Here is a 14,266-nt window from a genome sequence, read left to right as displayed (position 1 = left end):
TCAGTGACTAAAGCGTGAGTCATACCGACTTTATAACCTGCGAGGCCGAGTAATTTTGGTTCATCAATTTGAGGCCAAGCTTTTACTCTAGGGGTTTCTTTTGCTGCTCTTTTTCTTGGACTAAAAGCAACAGACCCTTTTCTTGGCTGGTGATGTCTTACCATTTAATTTAACCTCCTTATTTATATTTTTCCTTTATTTTTAAATCATTTTAATTTTTTTAAGCTAATAGCTAATTAAATAACTATTAACGAAGTTTGATAAAATTATACTACGTATAAGCTTATCGAATTAATAAATAGCCGTAAAACAAATTACAACTAGATAAATATTAAATTTCAATATATTCCATTGAGTTTAATCAAAATGCAGCACAATTAAGAATATATTTAATGTATAAATCATTCTGTGCTAAGATAATTTTAGGAAAGTCCTAAAAACATCTAATGTATAAAAAGTTGAGCAAGTTATCTATTAGTAGTGTAAAACTAATAAATTAAAGAGAATTAAAATCTAATAAAGTTAAATAAAGAAAGTGTAGCGACAACTGCCTCTTCAGTTCTAACAGTTTCAGTTCCTTGGTCTGGAATAGTATTTATTTTAAATAAATCCCAATTTCCAAAAGAAACGTCTTCTTGAATTGAAGAATAAGGGCCACCAAATAAAATAGCAATACTTTTACATTCATCTACTTTATGTTTTAATTCATCAAAAATAGAATCAATATAATCTCCATACCTTGTTGTTTCAACAACAAGATCAGGTTTAATTAATTTTAAGCTATTTTTAAGACTCTTATTAGAGGATATTACATTATATCCCCAGTAAACGTCATCTGGTTTATCAGGTGTGACTATTACTTCTTTCTTAGCAATTTTAGTAATCTTAAAATCAAATATTTTTTTGACAGAAAGTTGCTCTTTACAGAATGCAAGTTTATCCATACCTATATCAACAAAAGTTCCTTTCTTATTTCTTTTAACAGTAAAACCTTGTCTATAATCCCCCACGTCTGGTTGACTATTAACAGGATGATGAGGAGTCCTAAGTGGTGGAAGAATACCAACATGCTTAAGTTCAGCTCTTATTGGGAATGCTTGTTTCCTCAAGTATTGAGGAGTATTCATGTAATTTAAAACTTCAGCAATAAATTCTCCATCCTCTGCTCCATCTTCATTTTTAACATGGTCATCATTATAAATAACCACATTATCTGCTTGAAAAATAGCTAAAGCTCTACCTAGAATTCCTACTTTATAAGTACGAATTTTAAGATCTTTAGACTCAGAAAGAAATGAGTTTGGAATAAATATAGATAGCTCATCTTTATACATTACAATACTTTTTATTAAGTAAAGTATATAAAGATTACCCTACATTTACATAGCTATCACTAAATAGACTTACACATTTACAAAATATTATATCAATTATAATATCCGTAGCTTCTTTTTATGCTACCAACTTTTTTATACTCAGAGAATATATTAATATGAAATATGTGCCCACCACTATATAAAGGTATTGTTTTTTGTGATAAAAATTAGAAAAAAATAGCTTTTAAAAATTTATTCCTTGTCTTGACATTCATTGTCAGGGCAAGGCTTTACACAGACATATCTGATTTCAGGCAACTCCAAAATATTTCGCTCGACCTGATTTGAAATTTCATATGCCTCCTCAACAGTCAGATTTGCATCTACATCCACATGTAGCGTAACTGTTAGATATGATGCAAAATTATCTACCTTAATGTTGTGTGCATTACTTGCATTTGGAGTGTCATCAACTATACCATTGATTTTTGAGAGAAATTCATCCTTATTCGGAACAAAACCCATAATGTTCAGAATATTTTTCCTACCTATTTCATATGCTGTCTTTAAAATCAGCAATCCGATAATAAAACCTATAATTGGATCAAGCATTGGAAAACCCATTTTTGAAACGACAACACCAGCCAGAATGGCTATTGATGTATATATGTCTGTTCTTTGATGCTGCCCGTCAGCTTCAATTGCAGGGCTGTTGATTTCTCTTCCAATTTTGATGACATATCTACTGATAATGAAATTCAAAACTATGCCTACAATAGCCATCAGCACAACATAGTTGTCAGGCGGTACGATTGCAGAGATATTTTCGAGTTTATGGTGTGCCATGTCCATGATTTCAAAACTGATGAATGTTAAGACAATAACAATTATAAGCCCTGCTATTGCTTCAGCACGTCCATAACCTTCAGGAAAACTTTCATCAGCAGGCCTTTGACTTATTTTAAACCCAACATATGCTATAACAGAAGTTACAATGTCTGTGAGAGTATGCATTCCTTCAGCAACCAATGCATAACTTCCACCCATCAAACCTACAACAATATTGAGAACTGTCAGCACACAAATTGAAGCTATTTCAACTATCGATGCCCTTTTTCCGAGTTTATCACGATTTTGTTCCCTTAAAAAAATCCCCAAACATATCTACTTCATGAAAACATAATGTTTTCCATTATTTGAAAAAACAATACCAAACTTTACAACATCATATTTTAATTAGGAAATATCTCTAAAAAACTATAATAATACTTTTTAATTTATCCTTAATAAAGTTTAAAAAATAGGTTACATATACTGCTTAAGGAATATCAAGTTAGCTCTTAGAATTCTGCCCTCAGTACGATAACATTGACATTGCGATTTTCCTTTGTGTGAAAATCATAGATTTTAGGAATTGGAAACTCATATCTGAAAATATGAGTAATGTCCAGATTATTTTCATTATAATAATCCATTAAGAACTCTTCAGTCGATGCCATATGAAATGAATACAAAACGTCAAAGTCCAATTCAATGGCCTTCTTTACAAACTTCAGATCCTGACCTGAATCTACTTTTCTTTGAGACCCAAATGGAGGGTTTTGAAATACAGTATTTACTTCATAGCTACAATTAAAATCACAAATGTCACTTTGGATGAATTCTACATTGCCAACATTCAAATTATATGAAACTTCACCAGCCAAATCGATTGAATCACTGTCGATATCTATACCGAGTGAAGAATTTGCACCCATTAATGCAGAACCTATAGCAAATATTCCGGTTCCACATCCCAAATCTAGGACATTTTTTCCTTCAATATCACCAAGAGAAGCAGCATTCCATAATAAATCAGATGCAATAACTGATGGAGTAGTATACTGTTCAAGTCCAACCTTCGGTTTTGGATGGGTTGGAATGGATTGGAGTTTCATTTCTAAATGTTTTTTACGAGTAATTTTTTTCATTAATCAATATTTTAATATATAATTTAATATATAGTTATATCATTAACAGAAAAAAATTACTTTGAGGTTTCAAATGTTTGAAAAAGTATTGATTGCAAATAGGGGAGAAATTGCAATAAGAGTTATGCGAGCTTGTCGTGAACTCGATATAAAAAGCGTAGCTATTTACTCTGATGCAGATACCACTTCCCTTTACACAAACTATGCAGATGAAAGCTATCCATTAGGAAATCCTTCACCTGCCAAATCATATTTGAATATTGAAAAAATCATCGACATCGCTATTGAATCAGGCGCCGATGCAATACACCCCGGTTACGGATTTTTAGCGGAAAACTCCAAATTCGGCCAGGAATGTGAAAAACATGGAATCAAACTCATCGGACCAAGTGGTGACGTAATCAACAAGATGGGAGACAAGATTACTTCAAAAGCTCTCATGAAAAAAGCGGGAGTCCCAGTAATTGAAGGAACACCTGAAGGTGTAACCGACATCGAAGAAGCAAAAGAAATTGCTCGCCAAATTGGATATCCTGTTATTGTAAAAGCTTCCGCCGGGGGTGGAGGAATTGGTATGCGTGCCGTTTATGAAGAAGATGAACTTGTACGTGCAATTGAGTCAACACAATCTGTTGCATCCACAAACTTCGGAGATTCCACAGTATTTATTGAAAAATACCTGGAAAAACCACGTCACATTGAATTCCAATTATTAGCTGATGAGCATGGGAACGTTATCCATGTAGCTGACAGAGAATGTTCTATCCAAAGAAGACATCAAAAACTTCTCGAAGAATCACCTTCCCCAATTATGACTGAAGAGTTAAGAGAGGAAATGGGTGGAAGTGCAGTTAAAGCTGCAGAATATATAGGATACACAAGTGCAGGTACTGTTGAATTCCTATATGACAACGGAGAATATTACTTCCTTGAGATGAACACTCGTATTCAAGTAGAACATCCAATTACTGAACTTGTAACAAACACTGACTTGATTAAAGAACAAATCAAAATCGCAAACGGTGATGAATTAAGTTACGAGCAAAAAGATATTCAAGTAAATGGACATGCAATTGAATGCCGTATCAATGCAGAAGATCCTCTTAATGACTTTGCACCAAATCCCGGTAAAATTACAGGTTACAGGTCTCCTGGAGGACCCGGTGTACGTTTAGATAGTGGAGTATATATGAATTATACAATTCCTACATTTTACGATTCAATGATTTCAAAATTGATTACTTATGGAAGAAACAGAGACGATGCTGTTAACAGAATGAAAAGAGCATTAAGTGAATACATCATTTTAGGTGTAAAAACTACAATTCCATTCCATAAAGCAATTTTAAGGAATCCTAATTTCCTTTCCGGGGATTTAAATACTCATTTCATTGACACTTATAAAAAAGCTATTGAAGCAGACATGGAAAAAGTCATTGCTGAAGATACAGAATATGTAAACAGATTAAAATCCACATTTATGCCTGGTAAAAAGATTGCTGCAATATCTGCCGCTGTTGGGTCTTATCAAAACAGAGTCAAACACCAACAACTTCAAAAGAAATAACAATTTGGAGCGTTATCAATGAGAGAAGAAATTGTTAAATTGTTGAAAAAAGAAGGAAAACTTTCTGAAGATGCAATTGATGAAATTAAACAAGTAAATCTTGGTGATTTTGTAAATTTAGTTAAAGAAATTGGAAAAAAAGAAACAGAATACATCAATGCATCAGAAATTTCTAAAGACTTGGATACAAAATATATCGGTAAAGAGATATTTGTTTTCAATGAAGTAAGTTCAACAAATACAGTAGCTAGATTCTTATCAGACAATGGCGTTGAAAATGGAACTGTAGTAATATCCGAAAAACAAACCAATGCAAGAGGGAGATCTGGAAAATCCTGGGAATCCCCATTAGGAGGAATATGGTTATCAATCATATTAACCCCCGATGTTGACCACTCTAAACTTCCACTCATAACATTGGCTACCGGTGTTGCAGTTGCAAAAACTCTTGAAAAGAGTGGTGTCAAAAATCCAGAAATCAAATGGCCAAATGACATAATGATTGGTGGGAAAAAAGTTTGTGGAATACTAACAGAAGCTACTGCTAAATTTAACACAATAGAAAATGTCATTATTGGAGTTGGAATTGATTCTAACCTTAACATTGGAGATTTCCCTAAAGAAATGCAAGATGGTACAACCACCTTATCCATAGAGCTCCAAGAAAAAGTACAAGAAAATGAACTAATTAAATTATTCTTAAAAGAATTTGAAGAAATTAGTGAACTCTTTAACCATGAAGGATACGAAGAAATCCTCAAAGAATGGAGAAAACGTTCATATTCAATTGGTAAAATTGTAGAAGTCAGAGCACCATTCAACAAGAATTATGATGGATATGTTGTCGGAATTGGTAAGGAAGGAGCACTAATTGTAGAAAAAATTGATGGAACCTTAGAAAAAGTAATTTCTGGAGAATGTATAATCAAGAACTGAATACAATCTCCCTACATTTTTCTTCATTTGTGATTACATCCAGTAATTCAACAAATGAAGATACTATTTTTTTATTTAAATCATTTAAATCCAAATTAAAAGCATCACTAGTGGATAAATCGAATCTTATTGTTGTTGATGCTCCAGGCATTGAAACTGGTGGGATTGTAATGATTCCATGATTTTTTAATAAAATAAATGAGAATACAAATGCCAAATCATTATCTGATAAATTATGAGAAGTATTGACTTCCTTTGCTAAGTTTTCTGGAGAAATCATAACTCCAGTGGGTGATTTTTTAAAATTATTGAAATTTTCATTCAATAAATCAAATAATTCATCTTTTCTTGTAAAACTCTTAATCAAATTATCTTCTTTGAAGTTTTTAATACCATTTAACATTGCAAGAACTGCTGGTGGCTGTGCCTCAAGACCAAATTGATTAACTTTAACTTTTATGTCATCAATCAACTCTTCACGTCCTGCCATAAGCCCTCCTCTTGGACCCGGCATTAATTTATCAGTACTTGTAATTGCAATATCTGCACCTAAATCACAAGCTTTAGCCTGATTAAATACTACGGTTCTAAGTCTTGCTCCAGATGCATCATCGACTAAAACAGGAATATCTCTATCATGAGCCATTTCAATTACTTTTTTAAATTCGTCTTCATCAATTACTTTATGATCCATTGTAGAACCAGTAATAACAACCAATGAAGTATTTTCAGGTATTGAAAACTCATCAAAAATATCGGTTTCAGAATAATTTGCTCCAACTAACTTACAACTTCTTGGAATGGATGGATGGGCAGGCAGTTCTGCCAAATAATGCACCACATTAGTATCTTTACCAACAAGAGTTAAAATTGTAGCAAGTATGCCGGAAGAAGTCCTATTTAATGGCAATACTTTTTCACCACCCATATGTTGGATACCCACTTCTTGAAGAGCCTCTTCAAAAATAGCTGGACCAACATATGTTTCTAAAAGACTTAATTCAGATGAATTTGCTATAAATCCACCAGATAAACCAGTTAAATCATATAAAGAAGATCTGCCTTTATTTTCAACTATCTCTTTAATAATTGATAATGCATTTTCTCTTTTTTTAACTTCATCCAAAGAGTTATCAACAATCATTTAATCAGAATCATCTAATTTCAATTTATAATCTTCAAAGAATTCTAAAATAGATTTTAATTGTTTTTCATTAATATCAACGGAAGTAAATTCCTCAGTTTCTGGAACCATATAGTTATATTCGGCAAATAAAACTTTACCATCCGGATTAGTAATAATATTAATTTCATCAAGTAATTTTTCAGGATTTTTATTATGGAATTCCATTCTAAAAGTAGTACCAATTTTTTCTGAAAACTTTAGTTTCTCTTCAGGTTCCCTATTACATTTTCTAATTTTAGTCATTCTTGATTTCAATTTTTTTTCTGCAAGTTCATCAATATCAGCCATAATTATCACTTCTAATTTTTTTCTCTCCAAAATTACCAATTAATGTAAATCAAAATATACTATAAATTAAATTATATATAAGTATTCCTTTTTAACACGGAAAATTAATCATATAAACTATTTCCTTGACTGTCCATTGCAACTATGAGTGGTCCAAAATCTTTAACTTTTAAATTCCACATTGCTTCTGGCATTCCAAGGTCTAACCAATCCACACTTTCAATTTCTTCAACAGCATCGACATATAATGCTGCACAACCACCAGTAGCAACCACATAAATAGCATTATTTCTAATTAATGCTTCTCTAACTGTATCATCCATACCACCTTTGCCGATGATAATTTTAGGACCCATATCCAAAACATCACTTTGATATGGATTCATCCTCATTGAAGTAGTAGGACCAATAGCTACCATCTCATAGCTGCCCTCTTTTTTAGTAATAATTGGGCCAGCATGAAAAAGAACGGCACCCTCAATATCTAAAGGTGCACCTTGCTCAATAATCCTTTTGTGAGCTTGGTCCCTAGCAGTCAATATATTGCCAGTTAGATAAACTACATCCCCCGCTTTTAACTCATTTAAATTTTCATCTTTAATTGGAACATTTAATTTTCTTTCCATTAATTCACCTTTTTATAGTAATAAATATATTTTAAGAAAAATACAATTATAGATATATAAAATTTTTAGATTTAATAAATTTAATGGCTAAACATAATACTGAGGAAAATTATGTCAAGTATGAGTAGCGTTGCAGGATTGTCTAAATATATTACAACACTACCAAAAACACAATATTCAATAATTGGAATGTTTATAATCAGTTTTCTAATAGGTGGAACCTGTTATGTCATTGATTATCTCCCGTCAGTTGGAATTTTAGAATTCATAGCTGGAGGATTATTTGGATTGGTAGTTTTTGGAATAAGCTCAATTATGAGTGGAACATTGAACCAACAAACCATAAGTGTACTAAATGGAATTAATGTGAGAATAAAGCATTCCATGTTTTTATGCGGCCTTTCCATGACCTTTTTAGGTTTAATAGTAATTGGTGGAACTATAGTCAGCAGAATCTTCAATATGGATTTATTTTTTAATTCCATGCTATTTGGTTGTGTTTTAATTTTTGGATTTAACACTCTTGTTTTCTGGGCAACCGCAAAAGTCGGATTTTCAAAAGCATTCATAACTGCTTTAATCCAACCCTCACTCATATTGGCAATGTACATTCTCATTACATTTTTCAGTAGCGACACTAGTTTTATTGGCCCTGTAATAAACCAGATTATTATTAAAGCAGTTATTGCAGGAATAATATTTGTTTTAGCCATTTATGCATTTATTAAAATCATTGCATCTCCATTTAAGAAAAATCTAGGAATTGGAGTTTTAGATTTATTAAGTTTATTTATAGCCCATATGAACGAAGGATCAAACTCTCTTGAAGGATTATTTGAGAATATGAGCGAAGCAATTGATACAGTTGTTACATTCATTAGTTTTAAAACTGAAGAAGGAATCAAAGCATTATTTATTTCACCTTCAGTGCATCCAGGACCTCTTGGTGATTTAGGAGGATCCAATATGCCTACCCTTCTTGCAAATAAATTTAATCATTTCACAATGGTTGCACATGGTCCTTCAACACATGATTTCAATCCGATTGCAGTATCTGAAATTGACAAAATTGAAAATTCTGTCAAAAGAGGATTAGAAAATATTGAATATTCTCCAAGTGCAAGTAAATTTGTAAGATATACTTCCCAAAAAGCAAGTATTGGAGTTCAATTCTTTAACGAAGGAATGGTTATATTATCCACATTTGCCCCTGAAGCCGTTGACGATATTGAATTCGGTGTTGGCCTTACGATGATGGCTCAAAGTAGAAGCAAATGTAATGTAAAGGATTCTGTTATTGTTGATTGTCATAATTCATTTACTGCTGAAAGTGGAGAGGTACTTCCAGGAAATGCGGAAGTATTCCATTTGATAGACGTTATTGATAAAATCGAACCTAATCAAAATAAAAGTGATGTAAGAATTGGTTGTTATGAAAACAACATGCCAAAATTCGACAAACAAGAGGGAATAGGTGAAAGCGGTATTAAAACCATGATTATTGAAGTAGATAACCAAAGAACTGCTTATGTTTTATTTGACTCCAATAACATGGAAAAAGGATTTAGACAAGAAATAATTGATTCTGTAAGTGATTTGGACATTGACGAAATAGAAGTGATGACAACTGATACCCATACAGTCAATACACTTTCAAGAGGGTACAACCCAATTGGTATAACAAAAAGATTAGAAATAATAGAATATGTTAAAATAAGTATCATAGAAGCTATAAAAGATTTAGAAAAAGTAGAAGTTGGAACTGGAACTGAAAAAATAGAAAATCTCAATACTTTTGGTCCAAACAATTCAACAGAATTGATTTCAACAATTAGTTCTGTTGTGGCCGTGAGTAAGATTATAGCTCCAGTTTTATTGATTACTGCATTAGTAATTGCATTTATCTGGATATTCTTTGGTGGTCTATAAATACATTACAAATAAAGTATATGAAATAACCCATGTAAAGAAGAATGGTGCTATTCCATCCCATAACCATTGAGAAAATCCTGAAATTTCATCACCTGCAATTTTCTGGGAAAATTTACCTGTGAAATACAAGATAATTGCAGCAACAAAGAATGCAAAAATATCATTTTTAAATCCAATCCAACCGAGAGTCAAAGCAGTTGAAATCAATGCTGCAACAAGAGCAGCAATTAAATGAATAGTAGTAACTTTAATAGTTGCGTCCATTGATATCCTCCATTAAATTAAATATATTAATATAATTTAGGAAGTTATAATATATTAAATTATCTATGAAAAGGTGGTAAATAATGAAATCCATGTCCAATGTTGACATTTATACAATTAGTAACGAATTAAATAAATTATTAAATGGTGCTAGAGTTGACAAATCTTTTCAACCAACAAAAGATATTGTTGTTATGAGATTCCACGTTCCAGGAACTGGTAGAGTTGATTTAGTCATGCAATGTGGGTCCAGAATACACACTAGCCAGTATCCGCTTGAAAATCCAACAACACCACCTACATTTCCTATGCTTTTAAGAAAAAGGATTAAAGGAGCCCATGTTGAAAGCATCAAACAACATAATTTTGATCGTGTAGTTGAAATCAAAGTGAAAAAAGATAAATACTACACAATAATCGTGGAACTATTTGATAAAGGAAATATAATCCTTTTAGATGATGAAAACAATATTATTTTACCACTCAAGAGAAAACAATGGAGCCATAGGGATATAAGTTCTAAAAAAGAATATATCTTTCCTGAAGAAAGAGGAATTAATCCCATTGATGTTAGTGAAGAAGAATTTAATGAATTAATCAAGAATGGTGACAGAGATGTTGTAAGAACTCTTGCAATGAATGGACTTGGAAGTTTATATGCTGAAGAAATCATTAAACGGGCCAACGAAACAATAGGAATTGAAAAAAATACACCAACATCCGAATTAAACCAAGACCAGATAAACGGACTTTATACTAGTCTTAAAAACTTATTCGATAATTTAAAAAATGAAGAAATAAAACCACAGATTGTTAAAAAGGATTCCAAAGAAGATGTTGTGGCTCTTGATTTAGTTAAATACGAAGAATTTGAAAAAACCTATTATGATAACTTTAATGAAGCTTGTGATGAATTTTATTCAAAAAAAGTCAATACAAGTATTAAAGATGTGAAAGAAGCTGCCTGGAATAAAAAGGTTAACAAGTTTGAAAAAAGATTACGTTTACAACAAGAAACACTTGAAAATTTTAAAAAGACTATCGAAGAAAGTCAACATAAAGGAGAGGTTATTTATTCTAATTACCCTTCAATAGAAAACATCATAAATGTAGTAAACTCAGCAAGAAGTAAAGATTATTCTTTTAAAGAAATTGGAAAAACCTTAAAAAAAGCTAAAAATGATGGTATGGCTGAAGCTCAGATTTATGAATCAATTGATAAAATGGGCGTGTTGACCTTAGACATTGATGGGACTAAGATAAACATAGACCCAAAATTAACAATACCTGAAAATGCTGAAAAATATTATGAAAAATCTAAAAAAGCAAAAAGAAAAATTAAAGGAGCATTAATTGCAATTGAAAATACCGAAAAACAACTCGAAGACATTAAAGCTAAAAAGGATATCGCAATGGAACATATTGCAGTTCCGAAAAAAAGAGTTAAAAAGAACCTAAAATGGTATGAAAAACTTAGATGGTTCATAAGCTCCGACAATATACTAGTTATTGGCGGTAGAGATGCAAATAGTAATGAAAGTATTGTGAAAAAATATTTAGAACCTAATGATATTTACTTACATGCAGATATACATGGTGCAACATCAACTGCAATTAAATTAAATGGTAATGAATTAAATGACAATATCCTTAAAGAATCTGGGGAGTTTGCAGCATCATTTTCATCTGCTTGGTCAATGGGTTTCACATCTCAAGACGTTTTTTGGGTCCATCCGGACCAAGTTTCAAAAACACCAGAATCAGGGGAGTTTTTAGCCAAAGGATCATTTGTTATAAGGGGTCACAGAAACTACATTCGAGGTGCAAGAGTAAAACTAGCTATTGGAATTGTAGATTATGAAGGAAAACGCATAATGGCCGGGCCAATAGAAGCACTTGAGGCACACAGTGAAAATTATGTTGTATTAAAACCAGGTTTTACAAAAAAAGAAGCGATAGCAAAAAAAATAATTAATAAAATCAATGAAGATGATTTATTGACTTTAGATGATATTATTAGAGTACTGCCATCTGGAAAATGTGACATCGACGAAGAGTATCATCAAAGAAAAAAATATGAAAAATATTAATCCTGGTAGTTTTCAGGATTAAATTCAAAATATTCATCAGGATTCATGACCACAACATCAATTTTAGGGTTAAACTGACTAACAAAGTTAGCAAAGATTGCCGGGTCTTGTTCTATTGGAGGGAATGTATTATAATGCATAGGAATAACTACTTTTGGATTTAACCACATTGAAGCAAGGGCTGCTTCAAAAGGACCCATAGTAAATTTATCCCCAATTGGAAGTAACACTACATCCGGTTTATAAATTGAACCAATGATATCTTTCATATCACCAAACAAACCAGTGTCACCTGCATGGAAAATTTTAGTTCCATCTTCAAATGTTATCAAAAAGCTTGCAGCACATCCTCCAGGAACAACTTCTTCAACCATATCAATATCAGAAGAGTGCTTTGCTTCAAGCATAGTAAATTTAATATTTCTAAATACAAATGACCCACCAATATTGGCACTGATGTTTCTTATTCCCTGTTTAGCTAAAAAGAGTGAAATTTCATGGATGCAAGCAATAGGGGCATTTGTACTATTTGATATTTCTAATGCATCGCCAAAATGATCGGAATGTCCATGAGTAAGTAATATAATATCAGGATTTAAATCTTCAACAGGGACTTGACAAGCCGGATTATTGCTAATAAACGGGTCAATTAATATTTTTACATTATCATCAGAGATAATTTCAAATGCAGAATGTCCTAACCATCTAATTTCCATTATGCATTTCCTCCAGCCATACTATTCATAAGGATATTCTCATCTAAATTTGATGCAATGCTCCAAGTTTTCTCAAAGTTGGATCTAATATCTGAAATGGAACTTCTATCATCATATATTGCACCATATTCCAAATCATTTTGACCTTCAGAAATAATCATTGCATGTGAATCATCAGTGATTAAATTAACTGTATGTACTTTAGGTACAGTTCTAATATGAACACCTTGTCTTAAAAGAGAAGATATTAAGAACATGTAAGACATGTCTGAAACATCAAATTCATCTATGATTACTCTAGAATAGATTGTTGGAACATGTGATAAAAATCTATCAGATAAATCATTTAATGATGGAATTTCTAACATGATTTCCTTATTTACGTTGACTGCCAATTCATCAAATGCCTCTTTTGAAGTAACCAATCCCCCATTATAAATTACAAAACTGTTAAGTGATTTTGGAATTGGTAAACTTTCAGGATCATTAAGATCAATTTTAATATCTCTAGGCGGAGTTAAATCTTGAATTTCTGGTTTAACTTCAACAGTTTCTTCAATTACAGGCTCCTCAGATAAAACACGTTTGATTTCATTTGTTTTATCAGTTTCTTCCACAACAAATGGTGGAATTTCTTCTGTAAAGTAATCTTGCTCACGTTTTTTAGGAGCCCTTGTTACTTTTAATGGTTTATCATAATGAGGAACAAAATCAAGTTGTTTATCAAAGTTAACTTCAGTTTCTGGTTGATTAACAACATTTAAAACTGCTTTTGGATTATCTTCAACAGTACTTCTTAAAAAACTACGAGGAGACGGAGTTTCATAATCTTCAACATCTAATTCTTCATATCCTCCATCATATTCGTATTCATCCCCATCATCATAACTATAATCATCATAATTTTGTCTAACTTTAAGAGGCCTATCTGGATTTGATGATTTTCTTTCAAAACCAGCGAATGAACCTGGATTAAATTCATTAGACTGTAAAAATTCTTTAATCTTATTAGTTGTTCTGTCAGCACTAGAATCTAAGAAATAGCTAATTATAAGTACAAAACCTATAATTGCAATGATTCCACCAACTGCTATAAGAAGATCTAACAAGTTATATGCAGTTGCCTCATATGCTATGAGAACACCAATTACAAATAAAATAAAACCTGAAACTAATTTTATTGTATTTCCCACGTTTTCACCCTTATCAATTAATAATCACTCTATATTTAACTACTATAAAATTTATTCAACACCATTAATAAACCTAATGGATAAAATACACAAAAATTAGACAAAAAAAGACAAAAGTAATACTTTTTATAAAAATAGTAATATTAATATAGTAAAAAATCCTATTATAAACATGGTGAGAA

At 31.7% G+C, this 14,266-nt stretch carries 14 protein-coding genes; 4 read left to right on the top strand and 10 right to left on the bottom strand.

Annotated elements, in window-relative coordinates; genetic code table 11:
• From rplC to ACKI32_RS01250, 4 genes are all read right to left on the bottom strand, one after another.
• Window positions 1-164, bottom strand: a 164-nt coding sequence (gene rplC / locus ACKI32_RS01265) for a 50S ribosomal protein L3 (protein WP_407412865.1), incomplete at its 3' end; no start/stop codon positions are given.
• 342 nt (window positions 165-506) lie between these two features.
• The gene (locus ACKI32_RS01260) at window positions 507-1,334 is read right to left on the bottom strand and encodes a putative RNA uridine N3 methyltransferase (RefSeq protein WP_407412863.1); all 828 of its coding nucleotides are present in this window, start codon (window positions 1,332-1,334) and stop codon (window positions 507-509) included.
• A 234-nt stretch (window positions 1,335-1,568) separates the two neighbouring features.
• Window positions 1,569-2,474, bottom strand: coding sequence for a cation diffusion facilitator family transporter (locus tag ACKI32_RS01255; RefSeq protein ID WP_407412862.1), 906 nt, complete (start codon window positions 2,472-2,474; stop codon window positions 1,569-1,571).
• 182 nt (window positions 2,475-2,656) lie between these two features.
• Window positions 2,657-3,286, bottom strand: a complete 630-nt coding sequence (locus ACKI32_RS01250) for an METTL5 family protein (RefSeq protein WP_407412861.1) — start codon at window positions 3,284-3,286, stop codon at window positions 2,657-2,659.
• Between the two features lie 73 nt (window positions 3,287-3,359).
• Here ACKI32_RS01250 and ACKI32_RS01245 point away from each other — a divergent pair, with 73 nt between their 5' ends.
• Both ACKI32_RS01245 and ACKI32_RS01240 read left to right on the top strand, forming a co-directional pair.
• A complete protein-coding gene (locus ACKI32_RS01245) occupies window positions 3,360-4,853 on the top strand; it encodes an acetyl-CoA carboxylase biotin carboxylase subunit (RefSeq protein ID WP_407412860.1) in 1,494 nt (497 codons plus the stop codon).
• An 18-nt stretch (window positions 4,854-4,871) separates the two neighbouring features.
• Entirely contained in the window at window positions 4,872-5,789 is a 918-nt protein-coding gene (locus ACKI32_RS01240; RefSeq protein ID WP_407412859.1) for a biotin--[acetyl-CoA-carboxylase] ligase, read from the top strand.
• Here the strand turns inward: ACKI32_RS01240 and ACKI32_RS01235 are convergent.
• The 3 genes from ACKI32_RS01235 to ACKI32_RS01225 form a co-directional block, all read right to left on the bottom strand.
• Entirely contained in the window at window positions 5,779-6,933 is a 1,155-nt protein-coding gene (locus tag ACKI32_RS01235) for a TIGR03576 family pyridoxal phosphate-dependent enzyme (protein ID WP_407412858.1), read from the bottom strand. The two genes, ACKI32_RS01240 and ACKI32_RS01235, sit on opposite strands and share 11 nt — an antisense overlap.
• Window positions 6,934-7,263, bottom strand: a complete 330-nt coding sequence (locus ACKI32_RS01230) for a hypothetical protein (RefSeq protein WP_407412857.1) — start codon at window positions 7,261-7,263, stop codon at window positions 6,934-6,936.
• Window positions 7,264-7,367: 104 nt separating this feature from the next.
• Window positions 7,368-7,889 (bottom strand): FumA C-terminus/TtdB family hydratase beta subunit, encoded by a 522-nt coding sequence (locus ACKI32_RS01225; protein WP_407412856.1) that lies wholly within the window; start codon window positions 7,887-7,889, stop codon window positions 7,368-7,370.
• A 111-nt stretch (window positions 7,890-8,000) separates the two neighbouring features.
• On the opposite strand from ACKI32_RS01225, the gene ACKI32_RS01220 reads away from it, so the two are divergent.
• Window positions 8,001-9,818, top strand: coding sequence for a DUF2070 family protein (locus ACKI32_RS01220; RefSeq protein WP_407412855.1), 1,818 nt, complete (start codon window positions 8,001-8,003; stop codon window positions 9,816-9,818).
• Here the strand turns inward: ACKI32_RS01220 and ACKI32_RS01215 are convergent.
• Window positions 9,813-10,085: a hypothetical protein gene (locus tag ACKI32_RS01215; RefSeq protein ID WP_407412854.1), complete on the bottom strand. Its 273-nt coding sequence runs from the start codon at window positions 10,083-10,085 to the stop codon at window positions 9,813-9,815. The genes ACKI32_RS01220 and ACKI32_RS01215 overlap by 6 nt on opposite strands.
• Before the next feature lie 83 nt (window positions 10,086-10,168).
• On the opposite strand from ACKI32_RS01215, the gene rqcH reads away from it, so the two are divergent.
• Window positions 10,169-12,175, top strand: a complete 2,007-nt coding sequence (gene rqcH / locus ACKI32_RS01210) for a ribosome rescue protein RqcH (RefSeq protein WP_407412853.1) — start codon at window positions 10,169-10,171, stop codon at window positions 12,173-12,175.
• Here rqcH and ACKI32_RS01205 read toward each other — a convergent pair.
• Together ACKI32_RS01205 and ACKI32_RS01200 are read right to left on the bottom strand one after the other, a co-directional pair.
• Window positions 12,172-12,891 carry a metal-dependent hydrolase gene (locus tag ACKI32_RS01205; protein ID WP_407412852.1) on the bottom strand — a complete coding sequence of 240 codons (720 nt, stop codon included), beginning with the start codon at window positions 12,889-12,891 and terminating at the stop codon, window positions 12,172-12,174. The two genes, rqcH and ACKI32_RS01205, sit on opposite strands and share 4 nt — an antisense overlap.
• Complete coding sequence (locus tag ACKI32_RS01200; protein WP_407412851.1) at window positions 12,891-14,084, bottom strand: hypothetical protein; 1,194 nt, start codon at window positions 14,082-14,084, stop codon at window positions 12,891-12,893. Before ACKI32_RS01200 ends, ACKI32_RS01205 begins: the two co-directional genes overlap by 1 nt.
• Window positions 14,085-14,266 lie beyond the last annotated feature (182 nt).

The organism is Methanobrevibacter sp. (assembly GCF_045611865.1).
Taxonomy (GTDB): domain Archaea; phylum Methanobacteriota; class Methanobacteria; order Methanobacteriales; family Methanobacteriaceae; genus Methanocatella.
Note: the sequence above shows the minus strand (reverse complement) of the source record. Positions and strands in the feature narration are given on the sequence as shown.

Excerpts from the sequence above, each read along its gene's own strand:
- ACKI32_RS01225 (WP_407412856.1), bottom strand. The coding sequence starts at position 7,889 with ATGGAAAGAAAATTAAATGTTCCAATTAAAGATGAAAATTTAAATGAG.
- ACKI32_RS01235 (WP_407412858.1), bottom strand. The coding sequence starts at position 6,933 with ATGATTGTTGATAACTCTTTGGATGAAGTTAAAAAAAGAGAAAATGCA.
- rqcH (WP_407412853.1), top strand. The coding sequence starts at position 10,169 with ATGAAATCCATGTCCAATGTTGACATTTATACAATTAGTAACGAATTA.
- ACKI32_RS01230 (WP_407412857.1), bottom strand. The coding sequence starts at position 7,263 with ATGGCTGATATTGATGAACTTGCAGAAAAAAAATTGAAATCAAGAATG.
- ACKI32_RS01220 (WP_407412855.1), top strand. The coding sequence starts at position 8,001 with ATGTCAAGTATGAGTAGCGTTGCAGGATTGTCTAAATATATTACAACA.
- ACKI32_RS01205 (WP_407412852.1), bottom strand. The coding sequence starts at position 12,891 with ATGGAAATTAGATGGTTAGGACATTCTGCATTTGAAATTATCTCTGAT.
- ACKI32_RS01260 (WP_407412863.1), bottom strand. The coding sequence starts at position 1,334 with ATGTATAAAGATGAGCTATCTATATTTATTCCAAACTCATTTCTTTCT.
- ACKI32_RS01215 (WP_407412854.1), bottom strand. The coding sequence starts at position 10,085 with ATGGACGCAACTATTAAAGTTACTACTATTCATTTAATTGCTGCTCTT.
- ACKI32_RS01250 (WP_407412861.1), bottom strand. The coding sequence starts at position 3,286 with ATGAAAAAAATTACTCGTAAAAAACATTTAGAAATGAAACTCCAATCC.
- ACKI32_RS01245 (WP_407412860.1), top strand. The coding sequence starts at position 3,360 with ATGTTTGAAAAAGTATTGATTGCAAATAGGGGAGAAATTGCAATAAGA.
- ACKI32_RS01240 (WP_407412859.1), top strand. The coding sequence starts at position 4,872 with ATGAGAGAAGAAATTGTTAAATTGTTGAAAAAAGAAGGAAAACTTTCT.